18 protein-coding genes and 1 pseudogene are annotated in these 18,407 nt (G+C 72.2%); 11 read left to right on the plus strand and 8 right to left on the minus strand.

Annotated elements, in window-relative coordinates:
• Nucleotides 1–61: 61 nt before the first annotated feature.
• The 4 genes from ACIGG8_RS37030 to ACIGG8_RS37045 form a co-directional block, all read right to left on the minus strand.
• Nucleotides 62–595 carry a CbrC family protein gene (locus tag ACIGG8_RS37030; RefSeq protein ID WP_396553004.1) on the minus strand — a complete coding sequence of 178 codons (534 nt, stop codon included), beginning with the start codon at nucleotides 593–595 and terminating at the stop codon, nucleotides 62–64.
• Nucleotides 596–942: 347 nt separating this feature from the next.
• The gene (locus ACIGG8_RS37035) at nucleotides 943–1,776 is read right to left on the minus strand and encodes a class II glutamine amidotransferase (protein ID WP_396553005.1); all 834 of its coding nucleotides are present in this window, start codon (nucleotides 1,774–1,776) and stop codon (nucleotides 943–945) included.
• Nucleotides 1,777–2,302: 526 nt separating this feature from the next.
• Nucleotides 2,303–2,506, minus strand: a complete 204-nt coding sequence (locus tag ACIGG8_RS37040) for a hypothetical protein (protein WP_396553006.1) — start codon at nucleotides 2,504–2,506, stop codon at nucleotides 2,303–2,305.
• A 69-nt stretch (nucleotides 2,507–2,575) separates the two neighbouring features.
• Complete coding sequence (locus tag ACIGG8_RS37045; RefSeq protein ID WP_396553007.1) at nucleotides 2,576–2,998, minus strand: TipAS antibiotic-recognition domain-containing protein; 423 nt, start codon at nucleotides 2,996–2,998, stop codon at nucleotides 2,576–2,578.
• Nucleotides 2,999–3,091: 93 nt separating this feature from the next.
• Here ACIGG8_RS37045 and ACIGG8_RS37050 point away from each other — a divergent pair, with 93 nt between their 5' ends.
• The 5 genes from ACIGG8_RS37050 to ACIGG8_RS37070 all read left to right on the plus strand — a co-directional run bounded on the left by ACIGG8_RS37050 (nucleotide 3,092) and on the right by ACIGG8_RS37070 (nucleotide 8,682).
• A complete protein-coding gene (locus ACIGG8_RS37050) occupies nucleotides 3,092–3,580 on the plus strand; it encodes a hypothetical protein (RefSeq protein WP_396553008.1) in 489 nt (162 codons plus the stop codon).
• A 237-nt stretch (nucleotides 3,581–3,817) separates the two neighbouring features.
• Complete coding sequence (locus ACIGG8_RS37055; protein WP_396553009.1) at nucleotides 3,818–4,444, plus strand: ABC transporter ATP-binding protein; 627 nt, start codon at nucleotides 3,818–3,820, stop codon at nucleotides 4,442–4,444.
• Complete coding sequence (locus ACIGG8_RS37060; protein WP_396553010.1) at nucleotides 4,441–6,417, plus strand: YhgE/Pip family protein; 1,977 nt, start codon at nucleotides 4,441–4,443, stop codon at nucleotides 6,415–6,417. The genes ACIGG8_RS37055 and ACIGG8_RS37060 overlap by 4 nt, the downstream gene beginning before the upstream one ends.
• A 396-nt stretch (nucleotides 6,418–6,813) precedes the next feature.
• Complete coding sequence (locus tag ACIGG8_RS37065; RefSeq protein ID WP_396553011.1) at nucleotides 6,814–7,833, plus strand: YdcF family protein; 1,020 nt, start codon at nucleotides 6,814–6,816, stop codon at nucleotides 7,831–7,833.
• 192 nt (nucleotides 7,834–8,025) lie between these two features.
• Nucleotides 8,026–8,682 carry a hypothetical protein gene (locus tag ACIGG8_RS37070; RefSeq protein ID WP_396553012.1) on the plus strand — a complete coding sequence of 219 codons (657 nt, stop codon included), beginning with the start codon at nucleotides 8,026–8,028 and terminating at the stop codon, nucleotides 8,680–8,682.
• Here ACIGG8_RS37070 and ACIGG8_RS37075 read toward each other — a convergent pair.
• Nucleotides 8,669–9,064: pseudogene (locus ACIGG8_RS37075) on the minus strand (hypothetical protein); the annotation flags it as partial. The gene ACIGG8_RS37070 and the pseudogene ACIGG8_RS37075 overlap by 14 nt on opposite strands.
• Before the next feature lie 286 nt (nucleotides 9,065–9,350).
• On the opposite strand from ACIGG8_RS37075, the gene ACIGG8_RS37080 reads away from it, so the two are divergent.
• Nucleotides 9,351–9,503, plus strand: a complete 153-nt coding sequence (locus ACIGG8_RS37080) for a hypothetical protein (RefSeq protein WP_396553013.1) — start codon at nucleotides 9,351–9,353, stop codon at nucleotides 9,501–9,503.
• 145 nt (nucleotides 9,504–9,648) lie between these two features.
• On the opposite strand, the gene ACIGG8_RS37085 is transcribed toward ACIGG8_RS37080, so the two are convergent.
• Complete coding sequence (locus ACIGG8_RS37085; RefSeq protein WP_396553014.1) at nucleotides 9,649–9,948, minus strand: WhiB family transcriptional regulator; 300 nt, start codon at nucleotides 9,946–9,948, stop codon at nucleotides 9,649–9,651.
• A gap of 109 nt (nucleotides 9,949–10,057) precedes the next feature.
• Nucleotides 10,058–10,282: a hypothetical protein gene (locus tag ACIGG8_RS37090; protein WP_396553015.1), complete on the minus strand. Its 225-nt coding sequence runs from the start codon at nucleotides 10,280–10,282 to the stop codon at nucleotides 10,058–10,060.
• A 467-nt stretch (nucleotides 10,283–10,749) separates the two neighbouring features.
• Here ACIGG8_RS37090 and ACIGG8_RS37095 point away from each other — a divergent pair, with 467 nt between their 5' ends.
• On the plus strand, nucleotides 10,750–13,014 hold the full coding sequence (locus ACIGG8_RS37095) for a catalase (RefSeq protein ID WP_396553016.1): 2,265 nt from the start codon (nucleotides 10,750–10,752) through the stop codon (nucleotides 13,012–13,014).
• A 409-nt stretch (nucleotides 13,015–13,423) separates the two neighbouring features.
• Nucleotides 13,424–13,738, plus strand: coding sequence for a hypothetical protein (locus ACIGG8_RS37100; protein ID WP_396553017.1), 315 nt, complete (start codon nucleotides 13,424–13,426; stop codon nucleotides 13,736–13,738).
• Between the two features lie 401 nt (nucleotides 13,739–14,139).
• On the opposite strand, the gene ACIGG8_RS37105 is transcribed toward ACIGG8_RS37100, so the two are convergent.
• A complete protein-coding gene (locus ACIGG8_RS37105; protein WP_396553018.1) occupies nucleotides 14,140–14,703 on the minus strand; it encodes a hypothetical protein in 564 nt (187 codons plus the stop codon).
• A gap of 534 nt (nucleotides 14,704–15,237) precedes the next feature.
• Between ACIGG8_RS37105 and ACIGG8_RS37110 the strand changes: the two genes are divergently transcribed.
• The 3 genes from ACIGG8_RS37110 to ACIGG8_RS37120 are packed head-to-tail and all read left to right on the plus strand — an operon-like array spanning nucleotide 15,238 to nucleotide 18,400.
• On the plus strand, nucleotides 15,238–16,605 hold the full coding sequence (locus ACIGG8_RS37110) for an extracellular solute-binding protein (RefSeq protein ID WP_396553019.1): 1,368 nt from the start codon (nucleotides 15,238–15,240) through the stop codon (nucleotides 16,603–16,605).
• Nucleotides 16,602–17,555, plus strand: a complete 954-nt coding sequence (locus ACIGG8_RS37115; RefSeq protein WP_396553020.1) for a carbohydrate ABC transporter permease — start codon at nucleotides 16,602–16,604, stop codon at nucleotides 17,553–17,555. Before ACIGG8_RS37110 ends, ACIGG8_RS37115 begins: the two co-directional genes overlap by 4 nt.
• Nucleotides 17,555–18,400, plus strand: a complete 846-nt coding sequence (locus ACIGG8_RS37120; protein ID WP_396553021.1) for a carbohydrate ABC transporter permease — start codon at nucleotides 17,555–17,557, stop codon at nucleotides 18,398–18,400. The genes ACIGG8_RS37115 and ACIGG8_RS37120 overlap by 1 nt, the downstream gene beginning before the upstream one ends.
• The last annotated feature ends 7 nt before the right edge of the window (nucleotides 18,401–18,407 follow it).

Below are 18,407 nucleotides of genomic sequence, written 5' to 3' on the forward strand. Positions count from 1 at the left end.
CGAGCTCCGAAGGGTGGAGTTCCTCTGAAGGGAACAGCACGTGCTGCTGGGCTGGGCCTGGTTACGAAGCGTCGGCGTAGGCGAGGTGGGTGCCGCAGACGGTGCAGCGGAAGAGCATGGCGCTTGCGCCCTGACCGAGGTGGGTCAGGAAGTTTTCGAGCTGGGATGCGTCGTGCCGACCGCTCATCCGTAGATCGGTTCGAAGCTGGTCGAGTGCGTCGGGGTGGGCGGCGAGTTCGGTGTATCCGACCTCACCGATGAAGGCGGCGGCGTCGTTGCAGTGGACGAGCCAGTGCGGGTCCTGCCAGGCGCGGAATCCGGGGGTGCGGCGGGTGACCTGCTCCAGGGTCTCCTCGCTGACGCCGTCGAGCCCGTAGGAGTCGGTGAAGTGGCCTTCGAATCGTTCGGCGGCTCTGCCGTCGGCGATGCACCAGGGGCAGAACCGCCCGTCGACGTCCTGGGCCGTGTAGAAGGTCGCGGTGTAGATCCATCCGGTGCTGCGTTCGCAGCACGCGCAGGTCTCGGCACTCTCGCGGATGGATCCGCTTGCGACGGGTTCCGGGTGGTGGCGGAAGAACGGGAGGCCGGCGCTCACCGGCGGGCCTGCCCGTCCAGGAAGGAGGAGGCCGAGTGGACGCGGGTGGTCTGCGCGTCGGTGGGCATGCCTGTGAACCTCATGGGTCGCAGTCTGTCCCGCAAGCAGTCCCGTGATCAAGCGGCGAGACCCGGGCGCCGGGACGTCCGTCACTTCGGGTGCCGTCCATCACCCAGGGCGGCATGGCCCGGCCACCGCCCCGAGCGCGAGGTGCCGCCCCGGGCCGCCGGGCATCGTCGTCCTGGCCCCGTCAGGAACAAGTGCTCCCGCACGGTCCCGCCTGCCTGCGCGTTGACGGAGCGGCTGTCGGTGCGCCGGCATCCCGGATAGGCTCCCGGTCTTCCCCGTCAGGCAGGAGTCCGTGGAGTGAAGGGAACCAGTTCCTCCTGGTCCTGGCCGACCACGCCGTAGGTGGCCTCCGGGACCTCGACCCAGGCACCGGGAAGGTCCCCGATCGGTTCGGATACCACCAGGCGCGTGCGGTCGGCCGCCTCACGCAGGACGGCCCGATCGGGGAACAGCTCCCTGAGTTGCGGGACGCTCCGGTTGAAGTACAGCGATCGGCTCCGGCCCACGCTCGAATACCGGAACGCCCACAGTGAATCGCCGTTGCTGGTCGCGATCGTTCCCTGGAAAGGGAACTGGTGTCCGTGCTCGCGGCCGCGCGCCTCGACGAACCCGATCATGCGGGCGACGGCGCCCGGAGGGTCGTCCTCAAGTCCGTAGGTGAGTGCCAGGTAGAACATCAGCTCGGTGTCGGTCGTGCCCTTGACGTCCAGCCAGAGCGCGGGATCGATCTCGAAGGAGAGCTCTCGTTTGATGTCGCCGAGCCCGTCGATGAAGCCGTTGTGCATCCACAGCCACCGCCGGTACCGGAAAGGGTGGCAGTTGGACTGCTGCACGGCGGAGCCGATGGCGGCGCGGATGTGCGCGAAGAACAGCGGTGAAGTGGTGTGCGCCGAGACCTCGCGCAAGTTGGTGTCGTTCCATGCCGGCTCGGTGCTGTGGAACACCCCCGGTGAGTCGGTCCCGTCGTACCAGCCGATCCCGAAGCCGTCGCCGTTGGTCGTCTCGGCTCCTAGCTTGGAATGCAGACTCTGATCGATGATCGAGTGGACCGGGGTGTAGAGCACATCCGTCAGCCGGATGGGAGAGCCCCAGTAGGCGAGCCATCGGCACATGGTCGACCTCCTTGCGGACGTAGCGGCCCGGCATGCCCGTGCGACGTACGAACACCGGCGGGCGCCGGTCACTGCAGAAATTATCGATCACCCTCGACGACGACGCAGGACGGAAGGCCAGGGCACCGGACGCGGTTCCGGCCAGGGCCGGGTCAGCGGGTGAGGGCCGGGCAGCCAGGACCGGTGGGCCCCCGGGTGCCGGCGTCCTGCGCCGGAGATTCGTCGGCAGAACCGGGCGAGGGGAGGAGGGCCTCGGCAACGGCGCTCCGGCCCGGCCGGTGAGAGCCGCGCTCCGCCCACAGGCCGGGGGATCGGGTGGGAGCCCGCGCCGTCGCCTTCCGGCTTGTGTCCGCGTGGTTGCGTGGCGTGTTCGGTGCGTGCGCTGGTTCCGTCCCCGGCCCCTCGTCCTGTGCCTGGATCTGCGCGATCTCCAGCTGTGCGACGCCGCCGCTCGGCTGCATCCTGAGCCGGCGGCTGCCGCTGGCGCTGATCAAGCCCAGCCACCGCGTCACCCGGGTCCTTCAGATCACCGGCTGCGATGGCCGGCTGCGCGCCCTCCCCACCGTGGAGTCCGCCCGACGATCACCAGCAGGCAGAAGCCGATCACCAGCAGCGAGCCGATCGCCTTGCTGGACGGCGCGAACTCCTTGTCGCTCCAGATCGGCAGCAGTGCCCCGAAGGACAGCAGCAGGATGGTGAGCGCGAGCCCCCCGACCCGCGTCGTCCCCACCCGGTGCTCGTGCGGAACCCTCAGTCGGGGGCACACCCCCTGGTGCAGGTCCTGGCCCGGGTCGCCCGACTACGCCGAAGTCCCGGCTCCTGCGCTGGGGGCGAACCCGCTCCCCTGCTCGGAGAACACCTTGATCGCGGCGCCCAGGAACTCCACCAACCCGGGGTGGTAGGAATCGTGGAACGCCCTCATGGCCTCGTCCTCGGCGTAGAAGAGCGACATCCCGACGTAGGCCTCCCTGGAGGGGGTGTAGAACCGGCAGGCGATGTCGAAGTGCCTGCGGACGAGTTCCTGGATCTGCCGGTCCCCGGGCAGCGAACCGCCTTCCAGGAGGGCCGTGATCTCCCGGTACAGGACGTCCCAGTCCTGGTGGACCCGCTCCCTGTCCACATGTTCCCAGTCGTTGGTCCCGGCAAGGCTCTTCGCCTGCTCCTCGGCCAACGACCGGCGACACTCGTCCTCGTAACTGATCTCCACGGCACCGGTTCCCATCGTTTCGTCGCCTCTCCGGTGGATCCCCGAGAGGCCGCCGACATGTCGGCATCGACCGACCGCTGATGATCAACTGCCGGTCCAGGCCGAACGGTGACACACGGCCACCGGGTCGGCAAACCATTTCCTAGACCGGGTGCGGAAGAGCGGTGTCCAGCCGGTGGCAGTTGGCCGTCCGGTCTCTCGGCGACGAGCACCGGCGCCGAACAGCACACCCCCGGGAAGGCCCACCTCGCGCTCACCCTGGACGGGCGCACCGGCACGCTCGCCGTCCACGTGCAGCCGCGCCCGAGCGACAACGCCGCGGTTGCCCGCGAACGCGAGGCGTTCGAGAACGACACGTCCGGCACGCTCACGCACACCCCGGACGGGTCGAGCGTGCTGGTGCGGGAGACGGGCGCGTCCAAGACCGGCGGGGGCCCGACGCTGGGGTGGAGTGTGGAGGTGCTGCACCCGGACGGCACCACGGTCCTCACGTCCGAGTGGAACGGCGCCGGCGAGGCCCAGGCACTGCCGGGCACCCCGGCACTGACGGTCGACCAGCTCAAGACGATCGCCACCGCTTCTGCCTGGCGGCACTGAGCCGCCCGCAAACCGCGCAGTGCAGCGGGGCGTCGGGGATGATGGCGCCGCCTGGGCCTTCGCCGGAGCGGTGGTAGACCTCCGGCAGGAAGTCCAGTGGCCTGAATCCGACGTGCACCGGAAGCGACGGGCGTCGGGGCGGATGGGATCGGCGAAACGGGTTACCCGGAAGTAGTGAAGATGACCGGGGAGTGCGTGATCGCACGGGGAATCAGTGTCCGCGGGCCCAGGGGGCCGGTGTTCGAGAACGTCGACGTGGACGTGCCGGCCGGGGGGCTGCTGGTGGCGCACGGGCCGGGCGGCTCCGGGCGGACCGCGCTGTTACTGGCCCTGTGCGCGCGGATGCGGCTGACCACCGGGGTGGTGCAGGTCGGCCGGGACCGCGCGGTGGGCCGCGGGGCGCGGCGCATCCAGGCCAGGACCGCCATCGCCAGGGCGGATGCGGCCGTCGAGCCGGAGGGGCGGCTGACCGTAGCGGAACTGATCGCCGAACACCGCTGGAGCGACCGCGCCGTCACCACCCGGGCCGTCGCCGGCGCGGCGTGGCTGCTCGGCCTGCCGCTGCGCGGCCGCACGCCGGCCGAGGACCTGGACCCGCTGGAGACGCTGCTGCTGGCCACCGCGCTCGCGCTGGCCTGCGCCCCCGCAGTGCTGGCGGTGGACAACGTCGGCCGGGGCTGCACCCGGCCGCAGCGCGAACGCGCCTGGCAGGCGCTGCGGACCGTAACGGACACCGGCTGCACCGTCCTGGCCACCGCCACCGAGCCGCCGCCCACCGACCCCGGCGCGGACACCGTGCTGCTCGCACTACCCCACCGCAGCGCAGCCCTGCTGTCCCCCATCGGATCGCAGGCGCAGTCGTGAAGGCGCTCGGGCTCGCGTTCCTGGAACTGCGCCGACTGCGCGGGCCGCTGCGCCGACTGGTGCCGCTGATCCTGTGCCTGATCCCGCTGCTGTACGGCGGCACGTACCTGTGGGCGAACTGGGACCCGTACGGCAAGACCGACCGCATCCCGGTGGCCGTGGTCAACTCCGACCGCCCCGCGGTCAGCGACCCCGGTCCGGCCGCGGGCCCGGGCGACAGGCCCGGTGGCCGGCTGGTGACCGCCGGCGACCAGCTCGTGCAGCAACTCAAGGCGTCCGGAACGTTCGACTGGCACCTGGTCGACCGCTCCACCGCCGAGACCGGTCTGCGCTCCGGCCGGTTCGCGTTCACCATCGAGATCCCCGCCGACTTCAGCACCCGGCTGGCCACCGCAAGCAACCCGCAACCGCAACAGGCCGGCCTGGTGATGGAGCTGAACGACGCGAACAACTACATCGCCGGCGTGATGACCGAGACCGTCCAGTCCAAACTGGAGGCCCAGATCGACGCGGCCACCCACGAGACCTACGTCCGCACTCTCTACGGCCGGCTGTCGGTCATCCGTCAGCAGCTCACCACCGCCTCGAACGCCGCCCACCAGCTCACCGGTGCCACCACCACCGCCCAGCAGGGCGCCGGCGCCCTCGCAGCCACCGGCAGCGCCGCCGGCACGGGGGCCTCCCAGGTCGCCGCCGGCAGCCGGCAGATCAGCCAGGCCGTCACCCAGATCGACACCGCCGCCGACGCGCTCACCGCCGCCGTCAGTCGCCAACTCCCCGCCACCGCCGCCGCCCTGGTCACCGCCGCGCAGGTCACCGCCCAGGGCACCGCCGGCGTACACACCGCCACCAGCCAGGCCCACCGCGCCACCACCCAGGCCCTGACCGACGTCACCGGCCTGACCACCGCCCACCCCGAACTCGCCGAGGACCCACTCCTGCAGAAGCTCCTCGACCATGCCCGCCTGGCCGACACCGTCGCCGGTCAGGCCGACAGCCAGGCCGACAGGGCAGCCGGCACCGGCGCGGAGGCCCTCAAGAACGCCCAGCAACTGCAGGGCCGGACCGGCGCACTCCAACAGCAGACAGCGGCCGTGACCACCCCGCTGCACCTGATCGACAGCGGCAGCCAAGAGGTCGCCACCGGCGCCGCGGTCCTCGCCACCGGCCTGAACAGCTCCGGGCAGGCCGCCCAAGCCGCCAAGAGCGCGGCCGACCAAGCCGGCGCCGGCGCCACCCAGCTCTCCCAGACCATTGACGCGGGCCTGGCCGGCCTCCCCGACCTCAACGACCAGCAGATCACCCAGGCCGCCCAGATCCTCGGCACCCCCGTCCAGATCGACCGGCACAACCTGCACCCGGCCGGCGTCTACGGGCGCGGAATGGCACCCTTCTTCTTCGGGATCGCCCTGTGGGTGTTCGGCCTGTTCGCCTACCTGCTGCTGCGCCCCGCCAACCGGCGCGCCCTGGCCGGCAACGCCCCGGCCCGTCGCATCGCCCTCGCCGGATGGCTGCCGGCCGCAGCCCTCGGCTCCGCAGCCGCCCTGGTGCTCTACTGCGCGGTGGACCTGGCCCTGGGCCTGCACCCCGTGCACCCGCTGGCGACCGCCGCCCTCCTCGTCATCGCGGCCGGCTCCTTCGTGACGGTCGACCACTTCCTGCGCACCGCGCTGGGCATCACCGGCGACCTCCTCTCCCTCGTCCTGCTCATCCTCCAGCTCACCGCCTGCGGCGGCCTCTACCCGGTGGCCACCACACCCGCCTTCTTCCAGGCGCTGCACCCACTGCTGCCGATGACCTACCTCATCGACGGCCTGCGGATGACCGTCTCCGGCGGGCAGACCTCGCACCTGGTCCGCGACTGCGCCCTGCTCACCGCCTACGGGCTCCTCTTCCTCACTCTCACCACGCTGGTGACGCGCCGCCAGCGGATGTGGACCATGGGGCGCCTCCACCCGGACATCACGCTGTGAACAACCCATCGGCGCCTGCTCGCTCCCGAGCTGCTCGCGTGCCGTGGAAGCCAACATGGCGATCCCGGCCCCGCCGGCTGTCAGGGACCGCGAGAAGCTCCCCTGGCGCGGACGACGCCGAAGTCGAGCCGGTCCTGCTGCGGCCGGCCTGACCGCAGCGAACGTCCAACGGCACCGGGAGCGGGGCGCCGCCCACGGCCCAGCATTGGTCGCTACCGCTGGGGCGCGGCAGCGAGCGCCGCAGGCGGCAAGGCTGCGCGGGCCGGAAGGCTGCCGGTCGGCTACCGCGACTGAGATCAACCCGATGCGAGTATCCGGTGAGAGGGGGCAGCCCGCACCGAACCTCAGTGCGTCCAACTGCCGCCGACAGCCTTTCACGGGTGCGAGGGACCACCGATGACTCTTTCCTACTTCTCCTGCTACCTGGCGGCCGTTCTCGTCCTGCTCGTCTTCCTGCGGCGTTTCGACGGTGACCGGCGCCGGTTCGGCAACGGGGTCCTGCTGGGCCTGTGCGCGCTCCTCCTGCTGGCCGGCTCGTTCATCGGGCTCGATCACGTGGTGCGGCCGGTGAACCGAGCGGTGGGGACCGGCCTCACGCTCGGAGCTGCAGCGGGTGCGCTGGTCCTCGCCGGGTTCCTGGTGACCAACGGCATCCGGATGATCCGTACGGAAGGCGGCCGCCTGGCCAACCTCCTGTCACTGCTGGCGGGCGCCGCGCTCCTGGGGATGATCAGCGTTGCGGGCGTCGCCGCCGGCATCGACAACCGCCCCCTGCGTGCCGTGAACACGGCCGTGCTGTTCCTGACCGGCCACCTTTCGTTCCTCTTCGCCTGCTTCGTCGGCTACTCCGCCCTCTACCAGCGGGTGGCGGTGCGCCGTCGGGTGGACTTCGTCGTCGTCCTCGGCGCCGGACTGACGCACGGATCCGTCGTCCCGCCGCTGCTGGCCTCACGGCTGGACCGGGCGCTTGCCCTGTACCGGCAGCAGACGGCGCGGCGACGGTCCCCGATCCTGCTGGTGTCCGGCGGCAAGGGCTCGGACGAACGGATGCCGGAAGCCGAAGCGATGGCTGACTACCTGAGGCAGCGAGGGGTCCCGGACGGATGCATCGTGCAGGAGCGCTCCTCGACCAGCACCGAGGAGAACCTGAAGTTCAGCCGGGAACTGATGGAGCGCCTGCGACCGGGCTACCGCTGCGTCATCGTGACCAACGACTTCCACGCCTTTCGCGCGGCCGTCCTCGCACGCCGCGCCGACGTGCCGGGCGAAGCCGCGGGCTCGCCGACGGCGGCGTACTACTGGCCCAGCGCGATCCTGCGGGAGTACGCGGCCGTCTTGGTCGCCTACCCTCTGACGAACCTGGTGGCGGGTGGGCTCGTGCTTGTCGCCGGAGCGTGGGCGGGCTGGCGCGGCTGAGCCGGCCGGCGCCCGGGGCGGAGACGGACAGCGACCGGGCCGCCTGCCCGTGGCACCCGGGTCGGCTGGCACTGCCCGAAGCCGCCCGCGCCCGTCGGGGGCCCGCCGTGCCCGACCGCACAGGCATGGCCGGGCACGACCGGGGCAGACGAACGGGCGACCTGACATCCCATCGGAGCATCGGAGGTTGCGATGATCGAGGCCGTGCCGTACCGGATCGGGGCCGAAGTCCGCTGCACGGACGAGGACTGCGGCCGGCTGGACCGCGTGGTGGTCGACCCCGTGGCAGCCGAGGTCACCCACCTGGTGGTCGCCGACCGCCTGGTGCCGGCCGACCTGGTCGAACACCCGGCGGTGCCGGACGACGGGTCCGACGGCACCCTGAGGTTGCGGTGCACGCGCGCGGACCTGGAGAAGCTGGACCCCGCCGTCGAAGCCCACTACCTGGAAACCGACCCGAGCAGCCCGGGCTACGGACCAGGCGAGGCCCTGCTGCTGCCCTACTACGGGCTGGGCGCCGGGACCGCCGGCCTGACGCCCGGTCTGTTGTTCCCCGTGGCCGACCCGGGGCTGGAGCAGCACGACCGGGTGCCGGCCGGCGAGGTGCAGATCCGGCGCGGGGACCAGGTGGAGGCCGAGGACGGCGCGATCGGCAAGGTCCGCGGCCTGGCGGTCGACCCGGCTGACCATGCGGTGACCCACGTGCTGCTGCAGGAGGGCCACCTGTGGGGCCGCAAGACGGTCGCCATCCCGATCCGGCAGACCTACTGGAGCGGCGGGCTGCTCCATGTACGCCTGACCAAGGACGAGGTCGCGGACCTGCCGCCGGCGGAGCTCAGTGGCGCCTGACCGGACGGCACCCGCGGTGTGATCGGGGTCCGGCCCGGCCGGGCCGGACCCCGATCACACCGCGACGCTCTCGCCCGCGATCGTCGCGAGCAGGCCGGACTTCCCGTGCCGCTCCAGGTGGCGGCGCGGGCGCTCCGCGGTTGCCCTGGGCCGGCATCACCGCCTCGTCCGCGCGCAACTGCACGTCCACGGCTCGCAGTTCGACGGTCGGAAAGCGGTTCGAGGGCCGCGCCTGCCCGGAACTGCCCGCGGTGGCGGAACAGCCCGGGGGCCAGTGGGGGTGGTCGACACGCCGGTCGTAGTCGGCCGCGTCGGCGAAGTGCGGCGGGATCCCGCGGGTCGGCCAGCGGCCGAACAGCACCGTGCGCCGGCTGGCGAACCCGGTGTCGCTGCCCTACCAGAGCGGGGAGTTGGCGGACAGCACAGGGGGCACCGGCAGCCAGCCGCGCAGCCGGTCGAGCACAAGCTCCCGGCCTCGGGGCCGGCGACGGCCACGTGCACGTGCATGCCGTTGATCACCGACTCGTCCGCCGGCCGGGAGCGGCGGATCGGGTGGTAGCGGGGCGCGTCGGTGACCTCCGGGCAGCGTCGGGCGTCAGGCGCCGCGCCGCAGCTCGCCGGCCGGCCTGCTCGGCTGCCGCCGCGAGGGCGTGGCGCGGGCGCAGCAGGTGGCCGCCGACCTCGTGCAGGTCGGGGCAGACCGGGGCGGCCACCTCTGCCTGGGCCTGGAGGAGCTCGTTCGGCACTTCCTCGCCGTCAACCGCCGGGTGCGGGCCCGCCGTCTCGTGCACCACCTCGACCCGGGTGCGGGCAAGCCGTGACCGGGTCGATCAGCAGGTACTCCTCCTGGACCTCCGCGGTGACGGGCCCCACCGCGTCATTCGTTCGCGAACCCATGCCCGCGCCCCTACCCGCGGGCGCGCGGGCCGCCGCCGCCGCGAGGGCCCGAGGGCGGGCCCCCGCACCTCAGGCCACCGGCTGCCGGTGCAGGCCCCGGCTGAGCAGGCGGTCCCGCTCGTCCTCGGTGAGCCCGCCCCACACGCCGTACTGCTCGCGGGCTTCGAGGGCGTGGCGGCGGCATTCGAGCCGGACGGGGCAGCCGGCGCAAACGGCCTTGGCGGCCGCGTCGCGGGCCTCGTGTGCCCTGCCCCGCTCGCCCGAGGGGTGGAAGAAGAGGCTGGCGCCCCCGGAGCGGCAGGCGCCGCGCACCTGCCAGCTCCAGTGGTGTTCGTAGGCGCCGGGCTGGTGGGTCGGGCCGTGCGGCATGGGGTCGTCCTCTCCGACTGGGGGGTGCTGCCTGTCCCGTCCGTCTGCCCCGGTTGCACCGAACCATTCGCCCGACCGGGCCTGTTGGTGCGCCGCGCAACGGGGCCGGTCAGGGCGCCCGGGTGTCCGCCGCCGGAGGCCGGGGAGCGTCCCCGTCTTCGTCCCCCTCCCCGGCCTTGTCCCCGTCCCCGTCCCCGGCCTCGTCCTCGCCCTCGTCCCCGTCGCGGACGTCCGGCGGGGTGGGGGCGGTGATGGTGCGCTGCTCGGCGGACCGCTCCCGGGTCTCCGCTCCGGTCTGCGGGGCCTCGGTGTCCCCGTGCTCGTGGTTGCTCATGGTTGTCGTCCTCTCCTTCTCGTCTTCTTGTCGGGTCCGATCGCGCGCCGGGCTCCAGCCGCGGCCGACGACAGGACCGGCTCGGCGGCGTTCCGGGCGCGGTCGAGTGCCGAGGCAGCCGGATCACTCACCTGGTGGACGGCGCTGGTCAGTGTGTCGAGGCCGCCGTCGCCGCTCGCATCCATGCGTGCCATCTTGTCCTCCGAGTCCTCCGGTACACGGTCAGCCGTCGGCTACCCCCGTTGCGCGAGTTCATCGCCCCGTCCGGGGTAAGCCTCCCTCACCCGGTACCACGGCCGGCGGGGCGGGCGAGTAGGGGTTCTCAGGCCGGGCAGGCGGCCCTCGCCGACAACACCGGCGCCGTGCGGTGTGCCGCTGTGCGGAGCCGACCGAGCACGCCGATAGTCGTGTGTATGCAGCTGAACGTCCGCCCGTTCTGGGTGGGCCGCCGTCGATCCGGAGGACCAATGACCGAGTCTCCCCTGCACAAACTCGTCGACGCCGTGGCTGACGCCGTGTCCGACCGCAAGGACCGCGACCGGCCGCTGGTGCCGGGGGCCCCTGGTGCGGAGCCGCCGCCCGTGGCGGAGCCCACCGATCCGCGCGCACCGCTGCCGCCCAAGCGCGACCAGGGCGCACCTGCCCCCGTGTCGGCGACCGGACGCGGTGGCGGCGGTGCGGCGGACGTGCGCTCGCAGAGCGGCGGCTACCTGACCACCGCCCAGGGCGCCCGGCTGCCCGACAGCGACCACTCGCTGAAGGCCGGCCCCCGCGGGCCGGTGCTCCTGCAGGACCACCACCTGCGCGAGAAGATCACCCACTTCGACCACGAGCGCATTCCCGAGCGGGTCGTCCATGCCCGGGGCGCCGCCGCGCACGGCGTCTTCCGCGGCTACGGCACCGCCGCCCCCGTGTGCAAGGCCGCGTTCCTCGCCGAAGGCGTCGAAACGCCGGTGTTCGTGCGCTTCTCCACCGTGCTGGGCTCGCGCGGCTCGGCGGACACCGTCCGGGACACCCGGGGCTTCGCGACGAAGTTCTACACCGGCCAGGGCGTCTTCGACCTGGTCGGCAACAACATCCCGGTCTTCTTCATCCAGGACGCGATCAAGTTCCCGGACGTCGTTCACGCCGCCAAGCCGCACCCGGACCGGGAGATCCCCCAGGCGCAGTCCGCGCACGACACGTTCTGGGACTTCGTCTCGCTGCACACCGAGGCCACCCACCACACGCTGTGGAACATGTCGGACCGCGGCATTCCGCGCTCGTACCGGATGATGGAGGGCTTCGGGATCCACACCTTCCGCCTGGTCAACGCCGAAGGCGCGAGCACCCTGGCCAAGTTCCACTGGAAGCCCAGGCTCGGTGTGCACTCCCTGGTCTGGGAGGAGGCCCAGCTGATCGCCGGCGTGGACCCCGACTTCCACCGCCGCGACCTCGCGGACGCGATCGAGGCCGGCGCGTTCCCCCAGTGGGAGCTCGGCATCCAGACCTTCCCCGACACTCCCGAGCAGACCTATCAGGGCATCGACCTGCTCGACCCGACCAAGATCGTGCCCGAGGAACTGGCCCCGGTCCAGCCGATCGGGCTGATGACGCTGAACGCCAACCCGACCAACTTCTTCGCCGAGACAGAGCAGGTCGCCTTCCACCCCGGCCACCTCGTCCCGGGCATCGACATCACCGACGACCCGCTGCTCTCCGGCCGCCTCTTCTCCTACCTGGACACCCAGATCACCCGCCTGGGCGGCCCGAACTTCGCCCAGATCCCGATCAATCGCACCCACGCACCGGTCAACGACATGCTGCGCGACGGGTTCCACCAGGACGCCGTCCACTCCGGTGTCGCGCCGTACAAGCCCAACTCGCTCGACGGCGGCTGCCCGTTCTTCGCGGGCACCGCCGACCACGCCTTCGTGGAGTACCCCACTCCCATCGCCGCCGCGGCCAAGGTGCGCGAGGCCCCCGCCTCGTTCGCGGACCACTTCAGCCAGCCGCGCCTGTTCTGGCTCAGCCTCACCCCCGTCGAGCAGCAGCACGTCATCGCTGCCTACACCTTCGAGCTGTCCAAGGTGCACGAGTCGGCGATCCGGGAGCGGATGGTCGGAGTCCTGGCCAACATCGACCCGGTGCTGTGCGCCGAGGTCGCCGCCGGGCTGGGTCTGTCGGCCCCGGAAGCCGCCGCGGCGCCGGTCCAGGTCCAGCCCAGCCCGGCCCTCTCCCAGCTCGGCAGCTCCTGGCCGGCCGACGGCCGCGTTGTCGGCATCGTCGCGAACCCGGCCGGTGGGGCGGACCTCGTACGGCAGGTCCGGGACGCCGTGCGCGGCGCCGGGATGACCGCCCTGATCATCGCCCCCACCGGCGCCCCACTGGCCGACGACGTCCCCGTCCAGCGGACTTTCGCCGCCGCCCGCTCCGTCGAGTTCGACGCACTGGTCCTGCTCGGGACCCCCGGGCCCGGCGCCGACGACCACGGCGCGCGGGACGCCAAGTCCAACGGTCCCTCACCCGTCGACTCCCGCGTCGCGCTGCTCGTCAACGAGGCCTACCGCCACGCCAAGCCCCTCGGCGGCCACCCCGCCGCGCGGGCGACATGGTCGGCCGCCGGCATTGACCCGCACGCCCCCGGCGTCCTGACCAGCGAAGACATGGACGAGGTCTTTGCCGGCATCGTCGGCTTCCTCGGCACGCACCGCGCCTGGGACCGGTTCCCCACGCCCGACGCCCGGCCGTAGGAGAGGCCGGAGCGGGCTCCGCAAGCACGACGAACGTCCGTGAGACCGGTCCGACCCGCCAGGGGCCGACACACGGGCGCCCGCGAGGAGTTGAAGCCCCGGCGGATCAGGCCGCCGGGCCGGACGGCACTCGCCGTCCGGCTTCCACGGCTGGGGGCGGGTCATTCCGTGGCTGGGGCGGTTCATTCCATCACGCGCTCCATCTGCGCTCGAACCGCTCGACTGCCGGAGCGTGGCGATCTGACGAGGCCTCAAGGGAGACGTGATCAGCCGAATCACCAGCCAGGAGACGATGCCGCCCCACTGCCCGACCTCAGTGACGGTCCACGGCCGCCGTCCCACAGCCGCACGTCCGGGTGAACCCTGCGGATCGAGGTTTCCGACGCCGCGCACGGGTCACACGGAGGACATGGGCAGCTATGTGATCACCGTTCCGGGGACCGTCAAGCAACCACTGGGGGAGTCGGCACGCCGCACCCTGCTCGCCGTCGTGCGCGGCGCGGACCCGGAGGAGGCCGGCGCGGAGGTGCCGGACCTCGACGTCCTGACCCTCGACGAACCGGAGGGAACCTTCGTGCTGCGGCTGGAGGTCGAGGCCGCCGACCGGACCGCCGCCGGGGAGGCGGCACTGGACCTGGCCCGGCGGGCCTTCGCCGCAGCCGGGTACGAGGAGGGTGCGGTGGGCATCGGGACTCCGGCGGTCACCGGCATCGACGTCGGCTGATCCGCCGTCCGCCGGTCGACCGCACCAGGGGCTCACCGGCCTGACACCGCCCGCCGGAGCGGGCCGGGACTCACCCGGCCCGCTCCTCGCCGCCCGGCCCGCTCCTCGCCGTCCGGGTCCCGCGGCGCTGCGGCGGTCGGCGACGACCGCCGCTACGCGGGTGAGGAGAAGAACCACCATGACGGCGGCGGCGCTTCCCGCTGGAGTCGGACTGCCGGGGCCGGTGCGAGCCCCGACCGTGCGTCACCCGATCGGTCCTCCGTCGGCCGGCTCCACGGTCAGGTGGCCGGACGCAGGAAGGCGGCGGCGTCGAAGGCCTCACCCATGTACTGGGCGGGCCTCTGCCCGCCCATCCGTGAGCGGCCTGAGGGTGTCGGTCGGGCCGGTTCGGGCGCAGTGGGTCAGTCGGCCGACCGGCGCCGGCGCCGTAGGTACCAGATCTCGCCGACCACGGCGGACAGGGCGACCAGCACGATCGCGAGCAACGGGTAGCGGCCGCCCACGAGCTGGGCGTCGGTGGCGATGACGAGGACCACGGCAGCGACCGGCAGCAGCAGAGAGAGCAGTGTCCTCAGGACGGCGGCCACGAGCGCTGGCCGGGCCCGCGCGGTGCGCTCCGGCTCCGACGGCCAGGCGTCGGCCTTGCCCTGGTAGTAGGCCCGAGCTCGCTCGCCGAGGTCCTGGCTCGCACGGTGGTAGGAGTACCCGAGGTAGGGCAGCCAGATCAGCGGGGCGACCAGGCCGATCAGAAGGACCACCGCGAGCAGCATCCACTGCAGGGTGCGGATGACGGTCGACACCGGCCGCTGCTCGGGCGTGACCACGCCGAGCAGGTAGGCCATCCGTTTCACCACTCTCCACAGGGCGGCGATGCGGCCGGGAGGAGCATCGGGCCGCGCCGCCGCGGCCTCCAGCGCGGCGGCAGCCTGGACCTCCGCTCCCGAGCCGGTGTCCAGGGCTGCCATGAGGACCCGACCGGACCCGGGCAGCGGCCTGTACAGGGACGGGTCGTGGGGCCCCCGATGCTGCTGTCAGCCGAAGATCCATCCGGTGAACGCGGACGAGGTCCGGCACCCGAGCGGGTGCCGGACCTCGTCCGACGGTGGAGCGCCAGGCCCGGGTTGCACGGACTCTCCGTCGGCGTCGTGCCCCGGTGAAGTGCACGGCGGTCATCACTCCCGCAGCCACCGACAACCAGCCGCCCCGGCGTCGCGCCGGGGCCGCTGCTTGTCCCGTGCCGCCGGTGCGGTCGCCGACTGGTTCCCAGGGGAGAGCCGGCGCCGGTGTACCGGCGAGGGGTCGGCGCACCAGTCTGTAACTTTTTCGCTGTGCGAGACGAAAAATCCTCGAAAACTGTTGTTAACCGTTGCTGGTCTGGCTAGATTCACTCCCGCTCCCGCCGGCGGCGACGAGCGCGGCGGCACCGGACGGCGGTGCGCCGGAGAACGGGGACGGCTGGTGTGCGGCGCCGTCCCGAGCCGAGAGAAGGAGACCCGGGCATGGGTGGCAGAGTCGTGGGCGGTCCGAGTCGGCGCGGGTTCCTGAAGGGGCTCGGCGCGGCGGCGGTCGCCGCGGGCGGGGGTTCGGTGCTGGCCGCGTGCAGCGGTTCGAGCTCGGGCGGCGGCGACAACGGGGGATCGGGCGAGCTGTCCGGCTCGATCACCGTGTGGAGCTGGAAGAACCCGGCGGCGGAGCTCAAGGCCCTGATCCCGGCGTTCAACGCCGTCCACCCCAAGGTGAAGGTCACCGTCCAGGACATCGGCAACCCGGCCATCTGGGACAAGATCACCATCTCCATGGCGGCCGGCGGCCAGGGGCTCGCCGACGTCCTGCACATCGGCGTGGACTACCTGCCCAGCTACATCGAGAAGTTCCCCGGCGGGCTCGCCGACATCTCCAAGCTCGGCGCCGACAAGTACGCCACCGCCTTCGCCCCCGGCCTGTGGCAGACCGTCTCGCGCGAATCCAGGGTCTACGCCCTGCCGTGGGAGGCCAACGCCAGCGGCTTCTACTACCGGGCCGACCTCTTCCAGAAGGCCGGCGTCGACGCCACCGCACTCGCGACCTGGGACGACGTCATCGCCGCCGGCAAGAAGGTCAAGGACGCCACCGGCACCGCCCTGCTCGCGCTGGACCGCTCCGCCTCGCAGGCCGACTCGGCCAACCTCTTCCAGCTGCTGCTCCAGCTCCAGGGCACCTTCTACTTCAACCTGGACGGGAAGATCACCCTCAACTCGCCCGAGGCGGTCCGAGCGCTCACGCTCATCAAGGAGATGAACGACGCCGGCCTCGTCCTCGACGGGCAGGGCTCGCCCGGCCAGCCGGGCTACGACTCCGCGGTCAAGGCGGGCAAGGTCGCGGTCTGCCCCAACCCGGCCTGGTACGGCGGGTACATGGAGACCCTGGCCGCCGATCAGAGCGGGAACTGGAAGCTGATGCTCCCGCCCGCCGTCACCCCGGGCGGCTCCCGCTCCGCCATCGTCAACTCCACCCACCTGGCGGTCGCCGGGTCGAGCAAGAACCAGCGGGCGGCCTTCGCCTTCGCCGAGTTCGCGCTGACCCGGCCCGAGTCGCAGGTCGGGATCTACAAGAACAAGGGCATCTTCCCCGCCCTGCTCAAGGCCTACGACGATCCGGCGTTCCACGCGGAGGCGGCGTTCTTCGGCGGCCAGAAGTACGCCGAGGTGTTCCTCGACGAGCTGTCCAAGCCGTCCGTGCCCACCAACTACACCGCCGACTACGCCCGGGCGCTCAAGGTCATCGACGACGCCCAGACCAAGGTGCTGCTCCAGGGCGCCGACCCGGCCGCGGCGCTGAAGTCCGCCGCGGAGCAGCTCGTCCAGCAGACCAGGCGGGCGCAGGCATGACGACCGCTCCGCTCGATCGGCCGGCCCCGCCCGGGGCCGGCCCCGCGGCCCCGCGGACCCGCACCACCCCGGCCCCCCGGCGGGCCGGGCGCGGCGGGGGTGCCCGCCTCGCGCCCTACCTCTTCGTGCTCCCGGCGCTCGCCCTGTTCGCGGCGTTCCGGCTCTACCCGGTGGTCTGGTCGTTCCTCCTCAGCCTGTACCGGACCGACGGCGTCCAGCAGACCTGGACCGGCCTCGGCAACTACGACCGGCTGATCCACGACCCGCTGTTCTGGAAGGCACTGGGCAACACCGCGCTGATCTTGGTCGTGCAGGTGCCGGTCATGCTCGCGCTCGCGCTCGGCCTCGCCGTCGCGCTCAACTCCGCGCTGCTGCGCTGGAAGCCGGTGTTCCGCCTCGGTTTCTTCCTCCCGGTGGTGACCGGCCTGGTCACCTACGGCCTGATGATGGGCGCACTGCTCAACCAGGACTCCGGTGCCGTCAACTGGCTGCTGCAGCTGGTCGGACTGCCGCAGGTGCACTGGCTCAGCGACCCGTTCTGGGCCCGGGTGGCCATCATGCTCGCCCTGACCTGGCACTACACCGGCTACAACGCGGTCATCTACCTGGCCCGGCTGCAGACCGTCCCGGCCGAGCAGCACGAGGCCGCCGCCGTCGACGGTGCTGGCGCCTGGCGCCGGTTCTGGCACGTCACCCTGCCCGGGGTGCGGCCCGCCCTGCTGCTCACCGTCGTGCTGTCCACCATCGGCACCCTCCAGCTGTTCGACGAGCCGTTCATCATGACCGGCGGCGGGCCCGACAACGCGACCACCACCATCGGGGTGTACCTGTACCAGACCGGGTTCCGGTACTTCGACTTCGGCTACGCGTCCGCGATCGGCTACGCGCTGGTCCTGATCATCTCGCTGCTCGGCCTCGTCCAGGTCAAGCTCGCCAAGGAGGAGGAGTGATGGCCGGCACCAGTCCCGCCTTCCGTGCGTCCCGCCGCGGCCAGGTGCTGCTCACCGGGGCGATGCTCGCCCTGCTCGCCTTCACCGTCGCCCCGCTGTACTGGCTGGCGATCGCCTCCACGCACACCTCGCACGACATCTTCGGCCGCCCGCCGCAGCTGCTGCCCGGCGGCCGGCTCGGCATCAACCTCGGCAACCTGGAGGAGTCCGTCGGCTTCGGCCGCGTCGTGCTCAACTCCCTGCTGCTGTCGGTGGTCTACACCGTCCTCGGCGGCATCGTCTGCACCCTGGCCGGCTACGGTTTCGCCAAGTACCGCTTCCGCGGCCAGGGCGTCCTGTTCTCGCTGCTGCTGCTCGCGCTGGTGGTGCCGACCCAGCTGACCATCGTGCCGCTGTTCAAGATGATGGTGAACCTGGACTGGCTCAACACCTACCAGGCCGTCCTGCTGCCCAACCTCGCCCTGCCGTTCGGGATCTTCCTGATGCGCCAGTCCATGCGCTCCCTGCCGGACGAGCTGCTCCAGGCCGGCCGGATCGACGGCTGCGGCGAGCTCGGCCTCTTCCTGCGGATCGCGCTGCCCACCATGCGCCCGGCCCTGGCGGCGCTGGCGATGTTCCTCTTCCTGTTCCAGTGGAACGACTTCCTCTGGCCGCTGGTCGCGCTGCGCGACCCGTCCTCCTACACCATCCCGGTCGCCCTCGCCGCGCTGACCGGCAGCTCCGACGTCGACTACGGCCAGCTGCTGACCGGTACCGCGGTGGCCGCGGTACCGATGGCCGTGCTCTTCCTCTTCCTGCAGAAGCACTTCGTGTCCGGGATGCTCGCCGGGGCCGTGAAGCAGTGACCGCCGA

The organism is Kitasatospora sp. NPDC085464 (genome assembly GCF_044541955.1).
In the GTDB taxonomy this organism is placed as follows: Bacteria; Actinomycetota; Actinomycetes; order Streptomycetales; family Streptomycetaceae; genus Kitasatospora.